The sequence below is a fragment of the Aquirufa rosea genome, from assembly GCF_004118285.1.
GTDB lineage: Bacteria > Bacteroidota > Bacteroidia > Cytophagales > Spirosomataceae > Aquirufa > Aquirufa rosea.
This window is the reverse complement of record NZ_SDHY01000004.1, coordinates 147,167-163,350: the sequence shown is the minus strand read 5'-3', so window position 1 is coordinate 163,350 and position 16,184 is coordinate 147,167. Positions and strand designations below refer to the sequence as shown.

Here is a 16,184-nt window from a genome sequence, read left to right as displayed (position 1 = left end):
TAAATTTAGGGAATTTCTTGATTTTTATGTGGTATTCCTTTTTCATTCCTTGGGTATTTATTGCTAGTTTTTGGCCCTTTATAGGAATGGCCCAGCAAAAGCCTTGTATGTATGAAGACAAAATGCGGCAACAAGGCTTGGTAGAAGTACAAGCTGAGGTGAAGCAGATTTTGGTCCAATTGAAATATGCTACAGTGGATAATTTCATGCACAAAAACGTATATGGATGTTTAACCAAGGCATTTCTTCAGAGGGAAACGGTGAAAAAATTGGCCTATGCCCAATCACTGTTGGAGCAGCAAAAGCCTGGTTACCGATTGTTGATATATGATGCTGCGAGACCTTTATCTAAGCAATGGGACCTTTGGAATGCTTTACCCCAATACCCTCCTGTTGTGAGAAAAAATTATGTGGCATCACCTCAGGAGCATTCCATTCATAATTACGGAAGTGCGGTCGATTTAACCATTGCGGATGAATCAGGGAATCCATTGGACATGGGAACGCCATTTGATTATTTTGGAAAAGAAGCGTACCCCAAGGCGGAAAAAGAATTATTTGACCAAGGAATACTTAGCGATAAAGTCATTAAAAACAGGCTTTTACTTCGAAATATCATGCAAAAAGCAGGCTTTCTGCCGATTGAATATGAATGGTGGCATTTCAATGCTTTTTCTCGGGCGGAGGCTAAGAAAAGATTTCAAGTAGTTCAATAAGTGGGATTTATCCTTTTGGCTTGCCGTTTATCCAAAATCTCCCAATTGCCCCATCTAAAAATAGTAACATTGTGTTAAATACTTTTTATTCAGCTATGCACAGGAGATCATTCCCAACCATTGTATGTCTTTTTGCCTTGCTTTTTGCCATGACTTTTACATCTTATGGGCAAACAGCTATTCAAAGTAATGGCTCAATAGTAAAATTAAAATTGAACCAAGCAGTAGATATTGCTTTGCAACATAATTTGAATGTAAAATCATATCAAGTTAGTTTACAAAATGCTGAGCTTCAGTACCAGCAGGCTAAGTATAACCAATTGCCATCCTTATCGGGAAATATTAACCAAGCAGCGAGTTTTGGACGAAGCATCAACCCATATACCAATGGTTATGACTCAAGAAATATCAATTATAATAACTTAGGATTAAATGCCAATGTACTGTTATTTAATGGGGGTCAGTTAAAAAATAATATTTTACAATCGGAATTTACTTTAAAGGCTAATCAGGAAGACTTACAGGCCATACGTGAAAATATTTCATTACAAGTGGTGCTTTCTTATTTGTCTATTTTGAATGCGGAAGACCAATTGGCTATTGCTAAATCGCAAACGGAAATTTCCAAATTGCAAATTGAAAGAACCCAAAAATTAGTGAATGCGGGTTCTGTTCCTATATCTACCTTGCTAGATTTGAAAGCTCAATTAGCCAATGAAGAGTCCAATGTGGTGAGCTTTCAAAGTACCTTGGATATCAATAAATTGACCTTATTGCAGCTATTAAATGATTCTGCGATTAGTCAATTCGAGTTGGAACGAATTCAAGTTCCGGTGCCTAATTCTGCTTCTTATGAATTAAGCATAGCTGAAATTTATGCAAAAGCCGTGGATGCCCAACCATTAGTTAGAGCTGCTGATTTTCGAGTTCAGGGAGCAGCAAAAAGTGTCGATGTGGCTAAAGCATTCCGTCTACCAACGTTGAGTTTAAGTGGAAGCTGGTCTGCCAACCAGTCCAATGCCCTGAAATCGGTACAGATTTTAGGAACACAGGAAGTTACATTAGGTAATGTGAATGTTGGAGGAACGAATTACCCAATTACGACTACTCAGCCAAAATACGGAGAAGGGAATACAGTTGGGTATTTTGATCAATTAAATAATACGCAAAACAAGGTGGTATCTTTGAATTTGAGTATTCCTATTTTTACTAAATATCAGAATAGAACGAGAGTTTCTCAAGCGAACTTGCAGAAGCTTAATGCGGAAATTGAAGCCAATAAAGCCCGATTGAATTTACGTCAAAACATTGAACAAGCATATGTTAATATGCTTAATGCGGCAAAAAAATATGAGGCAGGAATGACGCAGGTCTCAGCATTAGAAGAATCATTTAGGGCATCAGAAAGTAAGTTCAGTGCGGGTACCATCGACTTTGTAAGCTATAATTTGCAAAAAACCAATTTGGACAAAGCAAGATTGGCTTTAGTTCAGTCGAAATATGATTATGTCTTTAGAACAAAGATTTTAGATTACTATCAAGGTAAAAATTTAACATTTTAATTTTCAATTATTTAAAAGAGATGGCAAAGAACAATAGCAAGCGCACTTGGTTGTTTATCGGCGGTGGAGTAGTTGTGATATTTTTAGGCTTATTTATTGCCAAGCAACAAGGTTGGATTGGGAAAGTAGATCCCACGGTAGTGGAGTTTGGTAAGGTTAAAAGAGAGTCTATTGTGGAGAAGGTTTCTGCATCTGGAAAGATTCAACCAGAAGTGGAGGTAAAGGTTTCTCCTGACGTATCTGGAGAAATTGTGGCATTAAGCGTTGCCGAAGGAGACTCCGTGGTCGCTGGTCAAGTGTTATTAAAAATTCGTCCAGACAACTATGTGTCTTTATTAGCCCGAGCTGAGGCGCAGTTGAATGCTACGAAAGCAAGCATGGAGCAAAGCAAGGCGGCATTGGCACAAAGTGAGGCTAGACTAAGTAAGGCGAAGATTGACTTTGATCGGAATCAAAGATTGCACAATGATAAAGTTATTTCCGATGCTGACTTTGACCAGTTTCAGTCGGCCTATATGGTTGCTAAACAAGATTTGGAATCAGCTAAAGCGAATGTTAAAGCGGCTACTTATAATGTTAAAAGTTCGGAGGCGGCTTTGAAAGAGGCTACGACAAATTTAACTAAGACCACGATTTACGCTCCTCAAAGTGGAATCATTTCAAAGTTAAATGTTGAATTAGGTGAACGTGTGGTAGGAACTTCTCAAATGGCTGGAACGGAAATGTTGCGAATTGCTAATTTGAACAATATGGAGGTTCGAGTAAATGTAAATGAGAATGATATTACCCGAGTAAGTTTAGGTGATACGGTAATTATTGATGTGGATGCTTTTACCTCTTCTGAGCGTAAGTTTAAGGGAGTAGTATATGAAATAGCAAGTTCAGCAAATCAGTCAGGAACAGCCACCTCGGTAACTACAGATGCGGTTACTGAGTTTGAAGTGAAGATACGTGTTTTGAGAGATTCTTACAGGGATTTGATCAAGGGTAGATTATCTTATCCTTTAAAGCCTGGTATGACGGCTTCAGTGGAAATTTTAACGAATCGTAAGGACAATATTTTGACGGTGCCATTGGCGGCAGTTACTACCCGTGAAATAGGGGGAGAAGAAGTAGCTAAGGATGCTAAGAAAGGTTCAGATGCACCAGCAGAACCAGCTAAGGAAGAAACAGCGCAGCAGGCGAAGAAACGTAAAGAGAAGATCAAAGAAGTTGTATTTATCAGTGAGAAGGGAAAAGCGAAAATGGTTGAGGTGAAGACGGGTATTTCTGACTTTGATAACATTGAGATTGTTTCTGGATTAAAAGAGGGTCAAGAGATTATATCAGGACCATATGCTACGGTAGCCAAGAATTTGAAAGAGGGAGAATTGGTGAAAAAGAAGGATGCTAAGGCAGAGGAAAAGAAATAATGCTAAATTTTAATAAAAAAATAGGGGACATTATTGCAAATATGCATTATGACCCCTATTTTTGCAATCCCAAAAGGGCAGAAACTCCTTCTTAGCTCAGTTGGTTAGAGCACATGACTGTTAATCATGGGGTCCCTGGTTCGAGCCCAGGAGAGGGAGCCAGAGTGCACAAGAGGTCAGAAATGACCTCTTTTTTGTTTTTAGAACCTTCCAAAACCCCTCTGGCATTGATTAAAACCTCAATTGGGGGTGTGTACGTGGGTGCTGCAGCTTTTCCATTTTCAAAATGGACTTTTTCTGAAAAGATGCAGCTCAATATCTGTTTCTTCGTCTTACCATCCACTTTTTGATATAATGAGGTTAAATCTTCCAATGCAGGTACGTGTCTATTCAAGTACTCTTTGTATGGGGATAGTTCTTCATTCATCTCCTTCAGGGAGCGTTCCTTTTCAAACACCTTCGTATCAATGGTCATTTTCAACTCCTGATATTCAAGTGATGAAATCTTTCCGTCCATATACTCATCTTGGATATGGTTTTTACGTTGTTTAAGACGTTGAATTTCGTCTTTGGTGTTCTGTATTAGCTTTACCCTACTTGAGTCTTCTGCTTCGAAAATTCGTTCTAAAATGGAACGATATGATTTGATAACTCTGGCTGAGAATTGAACCTCACCAAGTAGTCTTTCAATCTCACTATGTGCATAGTCGATTGGATAACGTGGACATCTGTTCTTAGTACAAACGTAGTAATGGTGAATTTTACCACTACGACTTCTTGAACCGTATGCAGACAAAGTTCTTCCGTGTATCGGACACCTTAAATGTCCTTTCAAAGGGTATAGGTCGGCTTTGTCATCTTTAAACTTCATATTACGTCTACGACCCTTCAGTACATCATTTGCTGTTGCAAATACTTCATCTGATACCAATGCTGGATGTAAACCTTGAACAATCTGTTCGGGTTCTCCATTGAATTCTTTGACTCTGATTTTGCCGGTGTAAGTGACGTTACGAATAATATCAAGGAAAGTGTTTTTTGATAAGGTCATCCCTCTTGAATTTAACCATCGTCTAATTTCATCTGCACTATAAGTACCACTTGCCATTCTCTCAAATGCTTCTCGAATTAATGGTGCATCCTCATTGAATTCAAGTGTGGATTTTGTATCAAGTCTGAAGTTCTTGTATCCTTTTGGTGCTATCCCTGTAAAACAGCCACTCTTACGTGCCTTATGAGACCCCTCTTTAGAGCGGCGACTAATCTTCGAGTTCTCAACCTGTGGAAGCGCGTAACCTATCGCTTGGAGTAAAAGTGCATCAGGACTTGAGTCATCCACTTGTCCTTCAACAAACTCAACCTCACAACCTAATCCTGCAAGTTTAGTTGTTTCTGTGAATGATAAAATCAGATTTCTTGAATAGCGGTCAGGTCTTAATATCACGATGCTTTCTATTGCTAGTGAAGTTTTTTGACTTGATTTAATAAAGGCCAATATCTTTTTCCATTCCGGCCGTTCAAAATCTTTGGCTGAGTAGTCCTCTTGGAAGCACTTAACTACATTGTAGTTTTTGAATGTGCAATGTCTTATGATGGTTTCCTCCTGATAATCCAATGAATGACCCATTTGTGCCTGTTCATCTGTTGACACGCGACTATAAATAATAACGTTCTTCATTTTATGCTGCATCTTTTTGTAAATGGCTAATGTCGATAATTGAACTTGAATTGCCTTCGCAAGTTGAAAGTTTCTCTTTTAAGTAAAGATTATACTCAATACGTGCTAGTTTGTCCAGCAGAGCCCATATTTCAAGGTTCTGCTGTTCAGACAAACTAACTCCTTCAATGTTCAACTGCGACTTTAGCTGAGACGGATTCATATCAAATGTTAAGCGGCTGTTTGTAATTCGACCTCGCATTCTTGACCCAAGACCATACGCATTCTTTTTTCACAGAACTCAATTGATTCTGGGTCAATGTCAACTCCAATTGCATTGCATCCATTTCTTGCAAATACCTCAAGTCCTTGTCCTGAACCACAATGAATGTCAATACAAGTATCACCAGGCATTGTGTAGCTTGATACCATAATATCATAAATCTCCATTGGGCACGGTGCATCGTGTTTGAAATTGGGGTCATAGATTTTATACTCAGAATGATTAAACGCTGCAGTCGTTATTACATTTGAAATTATTGTTTCATCATCCTCAACAAAATATCTTTCAGCACCATCTATAGCTGTATGACATTTTTTCACAGATGACTTTCCATCTTTCGTTGGCTTCATCTTAGGATTGAATGAAATTTCTGCACCTTTAATTTTGCATACGAATATTTTCTCGTTTGCAGGACGAAAGAAATATTTTGGTACTGCCGGAGTTGGATTAAGTTTTACCCATTCGCAAACACCTAAAATATCAAGACCACAATCCAAAAGCATTAACTCATATCGGCTAGTTATACTTTTGTAGCCACCTTTGTAGGCTTCTCCGATTACGATTACAACCACACCGTTTTCGTCCATTACATTGACTAGCTCTTTAATTATTTTTTTGCTGTTATCTAAGTATTGTTGTAAAGATGGTTCTTGGCCGTACATAATTTCACCTTGATTTCTGTACTTCCTCATCTTCCAATACGGGGGACTAAACATTGCGAACTTAGGCTTCAAATGCTTTAGATTTGACAAATCTGTCGCACTTTGTTCAAATAATTCAAACCAAACGTTTGATGTGACTCTGTCTATTACAATTTGTTTTCTACGTGCTTTTTTGGATTGTTTGTCAATTAGACTCTTCATTAATTTGTGGGCACCATCAATTTTGTATTTCCCTGAATTGATACCATCAATTAATCCAAGACTGTTATCATCCTTTTCATAATCGTGTACAGCCATTAACTTGCGTAAAGTTCTCGCAGAAAATTGAAGACCAGATAAAATACAGGCTTTTTCAAATCTGTCTTGTCCAGCTACGCCAAACTCCTTTTCATCATCTAAATTTTTGTTTCCTAATAAATCGTTACGTTTACCTTGCTCGGTTCCAATCAATCCCAAAATGTGTTCAATATTTCGGCAAACTTCGATTGTATGAACCTTTGATTTTTGGTTATGAACAATTCTAGTGTCTAGAACTTGTTCATCAGAAATGTCTAAAATTTTACATTCCAGTGTTTCGATATTACCAAGTTCAACTGCGGCGTTGTATCGAAGTACACCATCGATGATTAAATAACCAATTTCCCTTTTTACCACAACGATTGGCGTCTTTTGTCCATCGTGCTTCATCGAAAATTGGATTGGGGCGTATAAGGTATTATTCATAACACCTGATACCAAAGGGTGAATTTGTAATTCACCTAAACTAACTGTTTCTACTTTTTGCATTGTTATTTATTTTAGTTAAAAATTTGTGTCTTATATTTTTATGTCAGATAATTTTATCCAATAATTTTTGTTAAAAAAAAGACCGTTAGGTCTTGGTTTTGTTAAATTCCTGAGAACTTAATACCTGGGTATTCTAATATTACCTTCGCTATCAGTTCCTGCTTCAGCATCACTAATATATTCCCAGTAATATAAATCCTCCATTAATGACAAAATATAATCCTCAACAGCTTTGATGTCACTATGTGGGATTTGCCCTCTTACCAATACTTTGTTCTCTGCACCCAAATTCTTTGAGAACTTTCTAAATGGCTTACCCTTTTCGTCAATCCAAAACGCACGCATCACGATATATCGTACCTGTGTCTCCTTGTTTACATTAGTAGTCTTGTAAAGTCTCAAATTGAAAATCAACCACAATTTTTCAATTCGTATCTTATAATATTCAATTGCATTATAAATTTCAACCGGCGTAAGAGTTTTTCCATCAGCATCAGTAACACTCTCTTTTGTCTCCAAAAATGCTCTGAAATCATCTAAAAGCTCTCCATAATGGTCCCAAAGCCCTTTTAATTTTGAGTAAGGAATTCTAGGCTCCTCTTTCTCAATACCCTTTAACCAAGTATCTAAATTGAAACTTGGAACGGAATGCTTTATGGAATAGTCAATTTTCATATTGTGGATACAAAGAAAAGTACAATATTTTAATCCACAAAATATTTTTTCACTTTTTTTTCAACTTTTTTTGAAATAACGGCAGAAAGTACCCCTTCAAGTGGGGGTGGAGGCCCCTCCCGACTCCTGTATCCCCGGCACAATTCGGCGTTTTAACGGCCAAAATATTAGGTAGACCCTACTTTAATAAAAAATTTTGGGTAAAATTTTTGAAAATCAGATATAGTCCGGCATTCAAAAGAAAATTTTCTGAGGAATTTTCAAATACTCAACATATCAACCAATCCAACTAAATCGAGCAGGCCAGAAATTAGCTGTTCGAATCATTAGTCAGTTTGGAGAAGAATGCACAAAAGTGATATCGGTTGATTAATTATGTCTTTTTGGAGAAGGGGGTGAGCGGAATTGGGGATGAGGAAACCGAAGGTTTGAACTGCGTTCATCATCCCCTTCGGGGAATTGGAGATAGATTTAATTTATATATACTTTTCAATTTTTATTAATTCTGTTAATAAAGGAAAAATGATTTTATATTCATTTTCATCAACGGAATACTTAAACATATCTAAATTTTCCGGAAACGTATAATCAAATATCTTTTCGCCTAAACTGGACTTGTTTACCAACTCATTTACAATCTCTTCATATCTTTGAGTATAAAATTGATTCATTGTTATTCCAGAAATTTTTGTTTCCCCAGTATACTGAATTGTTTCTTGAATTAATGAAAATGAATTGGTAGGTGTATTAATTGTGTTCTCAACAGAACTACGTTCGTCAACTTTGAGAACTACCTCTTGTTTAGTATCGGAACTACCATTTTCTGCTTCGGGAACTAGGGTATGTTTCTTGAATGAACTACCTTTTGTAATTATTCTTCCAATGCAAAGTTTGCCCTTGTTAATATTTTCAGAAGTAAAATATCCCAGCTCTTCCAACTTATTTACTCGTTTGTTGACAGAACTTCTTCCAATACCTAATAATTTACCAAAATGATTATCTGAAGCTATGCAACCATCAGGTAATTTGCAAAGTGAATAGATTTCAGAAAGTAACGCCTTATTAGTCCAATCTAATTTCTTGTCAACCATAATTTCTTCGGGAATCCAAATTCCTTTTGTTTTATTTTTTTTGTTTTCCATATAAAAATGAACCCCAAATGAAAAATGTGTCCCTTCCCTACACAAATCTCACCGGGGTCTTTTTAAATGTCTTTAAGTTGTTGTTGGAAGGGATAATTAAAACATAAACTAAATTTTTTACAAAGTCAAATGGTCTTGTACTACAATTTGAAGTATTTATAGATATGAAGAAAACAAAGAAAATCAATATTAGACTAACTGAACAGCAGCTTAAAACCCTTATTGATGAATCAATTAATAAGAACAAATCCAAGTCTATATTAATCCGAGAAATGATTGAGGATTATAAAATATTTTGCCGTAAATCTACCGCAGATGAAAAAACTGTCTAAAAGTCAAATATCCTTGATTGATACATTAGAATCCCTAATTCGGAGTGAGTACTTTCAAAGGTTAATGTCTAAGGAATCAATCCCCCCTCAGTTTAGCAAGCTAGTTTTAAAAAACTCAGAAACCGGTCTTGCAATACAGACCGTTAAGTTGGTCGCTCCGCCAATTGAGGATTTTAACTTAGAAGAAAAAGAACTCCTTTTACTCATTACTCAAAGAATCGGACATCTTACTTATCCATCAGATTTACTCGTTATTAATTGTACTGTATCTGACTTCTTAAATTTACTGTCATATACGATTCGAGAGGCTAGGTTTTTTAAAAGTGAACTGTTTTAACAAAATACTAGCTTTCTACTTCCTGAAGAATTGTCAAATTTCTTCATTTAGTAGCAACTGCTAGTCTTTTATAGTCAATTTTTAAAGAGGTTATCAAATCTTAAATCCTCGTTTGGCATTTGCAAAATTGGCGCTTATATTAGCCAAAACGCAATAAAATGGAAAATTACATTGCCTATGTTCGAACGAGTACAGGTCGTCAAGTACTTGGGCTAGAAGAACAGCAATCAAGAATCAATCAATTTATCGAATCAACTGGTGACAACTTAATTGAAGTTGTAATTGAACAAGAAAGTGGTAAGAACAATAATAGAATAAAATTGGAATATGCTACTAACTTATGTATCAAATATGGGTACACCTTACTTTTTACAAAACTTGACAGATTATCTCGTGAAGTAGAGTTCCTTTTCACTTTGAGAAATAAGGGGGTTAAATTACGTTGCATAGAATTACCTGAATTAAACACATTGACATTAGGCATATTTGGTTCAGTTGCACAATGGGAAAGAGAGCTCATTTCAAATCGAACCAAGGCTGGTTTGGCTGCATTGAAGGCACGAGGAGTTAAATTAGGTTCTCCACAAAATTTAACTCTTGAAGCAAAATTAAAAGGAGGCGAAGCAATAATCAGAAATAGGGTCGAAAACGAAAATTGGAAAATGGCACGAATGTTCATCGAACACTTCCAAATGAAAAATGGTTATCTTAACTTTACACACATATCAAGGGAACTTAACCTGAATGGCTACAAGACAAGATATGGATGTGAATTTACACCGGCAAGTGTGAGGAGGCTGTACATTCAATAATAGGTTATTCATTGAATTAAGGGTGACATAATAGATTTGTCATCAGAAATGTCGCCTTTTTTGTTGTCCTTCAGTGAGTTAGGCGAGTTGCATCTTTTCCATTTTCAAAAAGAACTTTTTCTGAAAAGATGCAACTTATTATGTGTTTTTTAGTCTTACCATCAACTTTCTGATGTAACGGGGCAGACGTGCTTCTTTTTACAATTTATGCTAAATATTAACAGTTAGTTTTGTGGTGAAAATCGCCATCTTAGCCAAGACCGAAAACGTTATCTGATATTCTAAACCGACATACACAGACAATCAATGACATTATACATTGACAAAATAAACAACTATATTAAATGTCTTGACAACGAGACCTTGAATGCTTTACAAAATATTTCATCTACTAAGCAATATAAAAAAGGGGAATTGCTTTTGCGCCAAGATGAAGTTTGTACAAAAAGTTATTTACTGCAAAACGGTATTGCTCGAAAATATTATTTAAATGGCGCTAAAGAAATAACAACAGAACTTTACTTTGAGAATGACTTAGCGGTTTCATTTGATAGTTATAGTTTGCAACAACCAAGCAGGGAGTTTATAGAAGCCTTAACTGATGTTACCGTTTCAATAACTCACTATCAAGCCTTTCAAGATGCTAAAGCAAAATATACCAAATTGCTAACTCTAGATTTAATGTTTGCTGAATACTATGGTATATGGGTAGAAAACAGATTGTTTCAATTTCATACTTTAACTGCGACAGAACGGTACTTAGAAATTCTTAATAAAAGTCCTCATATCATTCAGTCCATTCCGCTTACCATAATAGCTTCCTATCTCGGTATCTCTTTGGAAACATTAAGCAGAATAAGGGCCAAAATCTAATCAAGCTCATTATTTGACCTAAGTCAAATTTCGTTTGTTTTTCTATTCTGAAATTTGTAGAGTAGATTAACACAAAGAAATATGAATTGGATTTACCTTTTATTGGCTGGTATTTTTGAAATTGGCTGGACTATTGGGTTGAAACAAATGGACAACCATAAAAATTTATTATGGACTTCCATTTTCTACATTAGCATTATAACAAGTTTCTATTTTTTACAAGTAGCATTAAAAACTATTCCGATAGGAACAGCCTATACCATTTATACAAGTATCGGAGCAATTGGAACTGTTATCATTGGAATGATATTTTTTAAAGAACCTGCAACTCTCATTCGAATAGGCTTCATTCTGCTTATCATTTCAGGTGTCATTGGACTTAAATTAACTTCAACACACTAAAAAATGAAAACCAGAATAATAGGATTTGATTTGGCAAGAGCCTACGCAATCTTCGGTATGTTTATTGTAAATTTTAATACAGTTTTTGGAAGCCATACTAATCATATTGGACTAAGTGGTTTTCTAAACTTATTCAATGGCAATTCGAGCACGTTATTTGTAATGCTTGCAGGTATGGGTGTTGCCTTAATGACAAATAGAAACGATTACACGCTGGAGGAAAGAAAAAACATTAAAAGCATCATTACAAAGCGTTCTTTGTTTCTATTTGTTTTGGGTGTAGTCTTTTATCTTTGGTGGCCTGCTGACATTTTACACTTTTATGGTGGCTATATGCATATTGCCGTGCTACTTCTTTTTTTACCAAAAAAGTATTATTTGTATGCCGCCGCCGTCGCTATCATTATCTTTCACGTTCTATTGGCTGTTGTACCTTATGACACAGGCTGGAATTTTGAAACCTTAATCTATACTGACTTTTGGACTTTAAAAGGCTTTTTAAGAAATACTTTTTACAATGGTTGGAATTCAATTTTCCCTTGGATAGCTTATTTCTTAATTGGAATGTATTTGGGACGTTTAAACTGGAATGATAGCAAGACACCAAAAAAGGTATTATTGATTGGCAGTTCAGTTTACTTACTTACATTTTTAATACAATCGTTTGCGACTTCTTTAACACAAAACGAAGACCTTGTGTTTTACTTGACCGCGGATTATATTCCTCCATTTTTGCCCTTTATTTTGGGGACTACTTCATTCGGACTAATAGTAATAAGTATTTTCATTTTTATTGGCAATAGAATTGGGGAAACCCAAATTGCTAAGATATTAGCATCGACAGGACAAATGACATTGACACATTATATTTCACATTTAATTTTGGGACTTCTAATTTTAACAACAATTACTGGCAAAACACTTAGTTATGACTTGCTAAAAGAAATCCCAACAGACCCAATTATCATTTTGATTTTTGCCATTACCTATTTTTTACTCAGCTGCACATTTAGTTATCTTTGGACAAAAAAATATAAGAACGGGCCATTTGAAATGCTTATGAGAAGAATATCTGGTTGACTTACGTGGATTTTTTATAAATGATTATTGAGGAGCATATATAATCAATTACAACTTCCTGCAAACTTACACGAAGTTCAACCCTTTAATTTCCTGATTGTTACATACTCAATCATCACATTATAGCTGCATCTTTCGTCTGTAAGGGGAGCCAGAATGCACAAGGCGACAGAAATGTCGCCTTTTTTGTAGTCCTTCAGTGAGTTAGGGTAGTTGCATCTTTTCTTATATTTACTTTATGAAAACACTTCTTTTTGTTCTAACCTTTTTACTCTGCGGAAATTTATATTCTCAAAGTACGTTGAGTCTCAAAAAATTTAAGCCTATTGAAGTTTATCATTCTGAAGATTTGATTGTCATTCAAATTTCTGATAATGCATTTTTGCACACTTCATTTCTCCAAACAAATGATTTTGGGAATGTTCCCTGTAACGGAATGATAGTTCGAAATAGTAATGAAGTGGTTGTATTTGATACACCAACAAATAATAAAAGTGCTGAAGATTTAATCAATTTCTTTAGGGAAAAACTTCACTGTAAAATAACCGCAGTTGTTCCCACTCACTTTCACGATGATTGTTTAGGAGGCTTAGAGTCATTTCATAAGTTCAAAATTCCTTCATTCGGAAATTTTAGCACCATCGAATTAGCAAAAATAAATAATGTTTTAGTGCCAAAAAATGGATTTAACGATTCTCTTAAATTAAATATTGGAAATGCCTTTGCAGTAATAAAGTATTTTGGCCAAGGACATACAAAGGACAACGTTGTTGGGTATTTTCCAAATGAAAATATTTTGTTTGGAGGCTGTTTAATAAAAGAATTAGATGCCACAAAGGGATATTTGGGTGATGCAAATGTTAGTGAATGGTCAAATACTGTTGAGAAAGTGAAACAACAATTTCCAAATGTTAAAATTGTTATACCAGGTCACGGAAAAATTGGAGGTAAAGACCTGCTAGATTACACGATTAAATTATTTAAGTCCAATTAATTTCAAATTTGCACGAAGTTCAACCTCTTAATTTCCTGATTGTCACATACTCAATCATCGTATTATGGCTGCATCTTTTGTCTATAAGGGGAGCAGATATAAAGGTAAAAGGGTTATACTTTGATAGTATGACCCTTTTTATTTATATCCTTTTAAGAATTGAAAAGGGTATTACTCTTAATAAGACGGCAATCAATCTCCACCTTTTCGTTATATAAACGACTTGTTTCTTTTGTCTTATGGCTTCAAATATTTGTTCCGCAGCTTTTTGAACGGGGGCTACCCAAAAGAGACCTTCACCTTTCGCCATTGGAGTATTAACAAATCCAGGACGTACATCAGTAATCGTGATACTTGAGCCATAATCCTTTACATTTATTCTTAATCCCTCCAAATAATTGATTTGATATGCCTTAGTCGCATTGTATGATGGGGCAATCCCGTTTCCCCTGATTCCGGCAATAGAGCTAATGTTGACGAGATGACCATAGCCTTGTTCTTTAAAATGCCGTACGGCCCAGTCAGCCACACACGTAAATCCCTGAATATTCGTTTTGATTACACTATTCTCAACTTCAAAATTCAAATTTTTATTTTCCTCACCAATACCTGCAGAAATAATCAATAAATCCAATCCACCCATCTGTCTCACCAATTCATTACAGATTGGCTCTAAAGTTGATAAATCCTGAACATCCACTTTCTTAAAGAAAATTCGACTGGTCTCTTGGGTCTTAATAGATTGAAATAACTCCTCACGTCTACCGGTTACTCCCACTTCATATCCTTCAAGCAAAAGTAACTCAGCCAATGATTTGCCGATTCCACTTGTTGCTCCTATGATTATAGCTTTTTTCATTTTCATAAAAGTAGATAAACAAACTATGAAAGCCAACTTCATGCAATATTGACTAAAAGTTCAACCCCTTAATTTCCTAATAGTCAGATACTCAATCATCGCATTATAGCTGCATCTTTCGTCAATAAGGGGAGCTAGATTCAAAAAGAGGTCATTTTCGACCTCTTTTTTTGTTTAAAAACCATCATATCTTTCTGTAAAGAGACATTTTTTGTGGTTGCAACTTTTTATTTTCAATACCTCGTTTTTCGTAATTTACAATCCTAAATCAAAAGGATGAGGAAACTTATTTTTAAGAGCCAAAAGCAGCTTTTTATTTTTTGGGAATTTGCACCCAATTACATTTTTGCCTTGTGTTGCTCAGTCAAAAAATCAATCCCATCAAAAAAGACTTCCATATGCATTTTGTATATTTTATTGGTCAAAAATGTAATAAATATTTAAAATGCGTATTGCGTAATATTCTCATTTTTATGCCTTTAGGTTGTTTGAGTGTTCATTTTATAAATACTTTGAAACACATACTCTTTTTAGTACTATTGCGTATATTAGAGAGTTAGGTGTTTTAACAACAGTACATAATTAAACTTTTAATAAAATTACAATGGGACAAAAAATAGAATCAGAGAAGCTCTTAAACCACTTAAAAGAAAAGTGGCAAGGACGACCATGTCCAATGTGTGGTGTAGGAAACTGGAATGTATCTGATACAATCTTTGAACTCCGTGAGTTTAATCAAGGAAACCTAGTCATGGGTGGAGGACCAATTTTTCCTGTCATACCAGTTACATGTGACAATTGCGGGAATTCAGTTTTTATAAATGCAATTGTCACCAAACTTGTTGAACAAAATAAAAAGTAGTTATGGCAGATAATTATAAGTTTTCGCAAGACTATGAGCTGATACCACCCCAAAAGCAGCGGTCATATCCCATTTCAACTACTGAATGGAACCTCATTAAAAAGAGAATTAACAACATAAAAGACGATGCAAATCTTTGGCAGACGGTAGGATCTATTCTTGTTGGCACCGCGGTTCCTACTTTAATAACCGCTTTAATTGGCGATTTTAAAAACGACAAGTCTACATGGATATGTTGGACTGCTTTCTGGGTGACAGCAATTCCGGGTGGACTTGCTTTCTACTTTGGTTCCCAACAACGAAAAACTCAGAATGAAACGAAGGAAGATGTTCTAGACTTTATGAATATTATTGAGGAAAGGTTTGCCTCAAGTTTACAAGGACTTGTTATTCTATCTGCCAAATATGGTATTGAAGACAAATTCGCGGATGTCACAATTCTTCTCAACAGTCTTATAACTGAAGACAAATTAACCATACTGGCCAACAACCAGAATCTTGGAAGTGATCCTTATCCTGGGAAAGTGAAGCAACTTATAGTAGACTATGCACTCAATGGAAAACGAGAAACCTCAACCATTACTGAAGGTGCGACATTATTTATTGGATAAGGAAAGTTGCCTCTAAGAAATAAGGCAGCGGCTAACTGCACCTAGGCTTTATTGCCGCTATTTCACTGTGCTTCTGTACTGTTTTACGCTTTCAAATCGTATCTTAGCAAGACAAATTAACGTTACG

Annotated in this window: 16 protein-coding genes and 1 tRNA gene; 12 read left to right on the top strand and 5 right to left on the bottom strand. The window is 35.6% G+C overall.

The window, feature by feature from the left end; translation table 11 throughout:
* Positions 1 to 26 precede the first annotated feature (26 nt).
* The 4 genes from ESB04_RS07885 (at position 27) to ESB04_RS07870 (ending at position 3,852) form a co-directional block, all read left to right on the top strand.
* Positions 27 to 716, top strand: a complete 690-nt coding sequence (locus ESB04_RS07885; RefSeq protein WP_235832200.1) for a M15 family metallopeptidase — start codon at positions 27 to 29, stop codon at positions 714 to 716.
* 95 nt (positions 717 to 811) lie between these two features.
* On the top strand, positions 812 to 2,278 hold the full coding sequence (locus ESB04_RS07880; RefSeq protein ID WP_129027187.1) for a TolC family protein: 1,467 nt from the start codon (positions 812 to 814) through the stop codon (positions 2,276 to 2,278).
* Positions 2,279 to 2,298: 20 nt separating this feature from the next.
* Positions 2,299 to 3,690 (top strand): efflux RND transporter periplasmic adaptor subunit, encoded by a 1,392-nt coding sequence (locus ESB04_RS07875; protein ID WP_129027186.1) that lies wholly within the window; start codon positions 2,299 to 2,301, stop codon positions 3,688 to 3,690.
* Positions 3,691 to 3,775: 85 nt separating this feature from the next.
* Positions 3,776 to 3,852: transfer RNA gene (locus ESB04_RS07870), tRNA-Asn, on the top strand.
* On the opposite strand, the gene ESB04_RS07865 is transcribed toward ESB04_RS07870, so the two are convergent.
* The 4 genes from ESB04_RS07865 to ESB04_RS07845 all read right to left on the bottom strand — a co-directional run bounded on the left by ESB04_RS07865 (position 3,815) and on the right by ESB04_RS07845 (position 8,895).
* Positions 3,815 to 5,380, bottom strand: a complete 1,566-nt coding sequence (locus ESB04_RS07865; protein ID WP_129027185.1) for a recombinase family protein — start codon at positions 5,378 to 5,380, stop codon at positions 3,815 to 3,817. The genes ESB04_RS07870 and ESB04_RS07865 overlap by 38 nt on opposite strands.
* Before the next feature lie 198 nt (positions 5,381 to 5,578).
* Positions 5,579 to 7,078 (bottom strand): DNA methyltransferase, encoded by a 1,500-nt coding sequence (locus tag ESB04_RS07855; protein ID WP_129027183.1) that lies wholly within the window; start codon positions 7,076 to 7,078, stop codon positions 5,579 to 5,581.
* 117 nt (positions 7,079 to 7,195) lie between these two features.
* Positions 7,196 to 7,753, bottom strand: a complete 558-nt coding sequence (locus tag ESB04_RS07850; protein WP_129027182.1) for a hypothetical protein — start codon at positions 7,751 to 7,753, stop codon at positions 7,196 to 7,198.
* 476 nt (positions 7,754 to 8,229) lie between these two features.
* A complete protein-coding gene (locus tag ESB04_RS07845) occupies positions 8,230 to 8,895 on the bottom strand; it encodes a hypothetical protein (RefSeq protein WP_129027181.1) in 666 nt (221 codons plus the stop codon).
* Positions 8,896 to 9,210: 315 nt separating this feature from the next.
* Between ESB04_RS07845 and ESB04_RS07840 the strand changes: the two genes are divergently transcribed.
* From ESB04_RS07840 to bla, 6 genes are all read left to right on the top strand, one after another.
* On the top strand, positions 9,211 to 9,564 hold the full coding sequence (locus tag ESB04_RS07840; RefSeq protein ID WP_129027180.1) for a hypothetical protein: 354 nt from the start codon (positions 9,211 to 9,213) through the stop codon (positions 9,562 to 9,564).
* A 158-nt stretch (positions 9,565 to 9,722) separates the two neighbouring features.
* Positions 9,723 to 10,376: a recombinase family protein gene (locus ESB04_RS07835; protein WP_129027179.1), complete on the top strand. Its 654-nt coding sequence runs from the start codon at positions 9,723 to 9,725 to the stop codon at positions 10,374 to 10,376.
* A 363-nt stretch (positions 10,377 to 10,739) separates the two neighbouring features.
* A complete protein-coding gene (locus tag ESB04_RS07830; protein ID WP_205749490.1) occupies positions 10,740 to 11,249 on the top strand; it encodes a Crp/Fnr family transcriptional regulator in 510 nt (169 codons plus the stop codon).
* An 81-nt stretch (positions 11,250 to 11,330) separates the two neighbouring features.
* Positions 11,331 to 11,651: a DMT family transporter gene (locus ESB04_RS07825; protein WP_129027177.1), complete on the top strand. Its 321-nt coding sequence runs from the start codon at positions 11,331 to 11,333 to the stop codon at positions 11,649 to 11,651.
* Positions 11,652 to 11,654: 3 nt separating this feature from the next.
* Positions 11,655 to 12,731, top strand: coding sequence for a DUF418 domain-containing protein (locus tag ESB04_RS07820; protein ID WP_129027176.1), 1,077 nt, complete (start codon positions 11,655 to 11,657; stop codon positions 12,729 to 12,731).
* Positions 12,732 to 12,969: 238 nt separating this feature from the next.
* On the top strand, positions 12,970 to 13,725 hold the full coding sequence (gene bla / locus ESB04_RS07815) for a subclass B1 metallo-beta-lactamase (RefSeq protein ID WP_129027175.1): 756 nt from the start codon (positions 12,970 to 12,972) through the stop codon (positions 13,723 to 13,725).
* 142 nt (positions 13,726 to 13,867) lie between these two features.
* Here bla and ESB04_RS07810 read toward each other — a convergent pair whose 3' ends face one another.
* Positions 13,868 to 14,584, bottom strand: coding sequence for an SDR family NAD(P)-dependent oxidoreductase (locus ESB04_RS07810; RefSeq protein ID WP_129027174.1), 717 nt, complete (start codon positions 14,582 to 14,584; stop codon positions 13,868 to 13,870).
* Between the two features lie 604 nt (positions 14,585 to 15,188).
* On the opposite strand from ESB04_RS07810, the gene ESB04_RS07805 reads away from it, so the two are divergent.
* Complete coding sequence (locus ESB04_RS07805) at positions 15,189 to 15,446, top strand: hypothetical protein (protein ID WP_129027173.1); 258 nt, start codon at positions 15,189 to 15,191, stop codon at positions 15,444 to 15,446.
* A gap of 2 nt (positions 15,447 to 15,448) precedes the next feature.
* The gene (locus ESB04_RS07800; protein ID WP_129027172.1) at positions 15,449 to 16,057 is read left to right on the top strand and encodes a DNAJC11 domain-containing protein; all 609 of its coding nucleotides are present in this window, start codon (positions 15,449 to 15,451) and stop codon (positions 16,055 to 16,057) included.
* Positions 16,058 to 16,184 lie beyond the last annotated feature (127 nt).

What these genes read in the sequence shown, in the direction of transcription:
- ESB04_RS07885 (WP_235832200.1), top strand. Translation starts at nt 27, where the DNA reads ATGTGGTATTCCTTTTTCATTCCTTGGGTATTTATTGCTAGTTTTTGG.
- ESB04_RS07880 (WP_129027187.1), top strand. Translation starts at nt 812, where the DNA reads ATGCACAGGAGATCATTCCCAACCATTGTATGTCTTTTTGCCTTGCTT.
- ESB04_RS07875 (WP_129027186.1), top strand. Translation starts at nt 2,299, where the DNA reads ATGGCAAAGAACAATAGCAAGCGCACTTGGTTGTTTATCGGCGGTGGA.
- ESB04_RS07865 (WP_129027185.1), bottom strand. Translation starts at nt 5,380, where the DNA reads ATGCAGCATAAAATGAAGAACGTTATTATTTATAGTCGCGTGTCAACA.
- ESB04_RS07855 (WP_129027183.1), bottom strand. Translation starts at nt 7,078, where the DNA reads ATGCAAAAAGTAGAAACAGTTAGTTTAGGTGAATTACAAATTCACCCT.
- ESB04_RS07850 (WP_129027182.1), bottom strand. Translation starts at nt 7,753, where the DNA reads ATGAAAATTGACTATTCCATAAAGCATTCCGTTCCAAGTTTCAATTTA.
- ESB04_RS07845 (WP_129027181.1), bottom strand. Translation starts at nt 8,895, where the DNA reads ATGGAAAACAAAAAAAATAAAACAAAAGGAATTTGGATTCCCGAAGAA.
- ESB04_RS07840 (WP_129027180.1), top strand. Translation starts at nt 9,211, where the DNA reads ATGAAAAAACTGTCTAAAAGTCAAATATCCTTGATTGATACATTAGAA.
- ESB04_RS07835 (WP_129027179.1), top strand. Translation starts at nt 9,723, where the DNA reads ATGGAAAATTACATTGCCTATGTTCGAACGAGTACAGGTCGTCAAGTA.
- ESB04_RS07825 (WP_129027177.1), top strand. Translation starts at nt 11,331, where the DNA reads ATGAATTGGATTTACCTTTTATTGGCTGGTATTTTTGAAATTGGCTGG.
- ESB04_RS07820 (WP_129027176.1), top strand. Translation starts at nt 11,655, where the DNA reads ATGAAAACCAGAATAATAGGATTTGATTTGGCAAGAGCCTACGCAATC.
- bla (WP_129027175.1), top strand. Translation starts at nt 12,970, where the DNA reads ATGAAAACACTTCTTTTTGTTCTAACCTTTTTACTCTGCGGAAATTTA.
- ESB04_RS07810 (WP_129027174.1), bottom strand. Translation starts at nt 14,584, where the DNA reads ATGAAAAAAGCTATAATCATAGGAGCAACAAGTGGAATCGGCAAATCA.
- ESB04_RS07805 (WP_129027173.1), top strand. Translation starts at nt 15,189, where the DNA reads ATGGGACAAAAAATAGAATCAGAGAAGCTCTTAAACCACTTAAAAGAA.
- ESB04_RS07800 (WP_129027172.1), top strand. Translation starts at nt 15,449, where the DNA reads ATGGCAGATAATTATAAGTTTTCGCAAGACTATGAGCTGATACCACCC.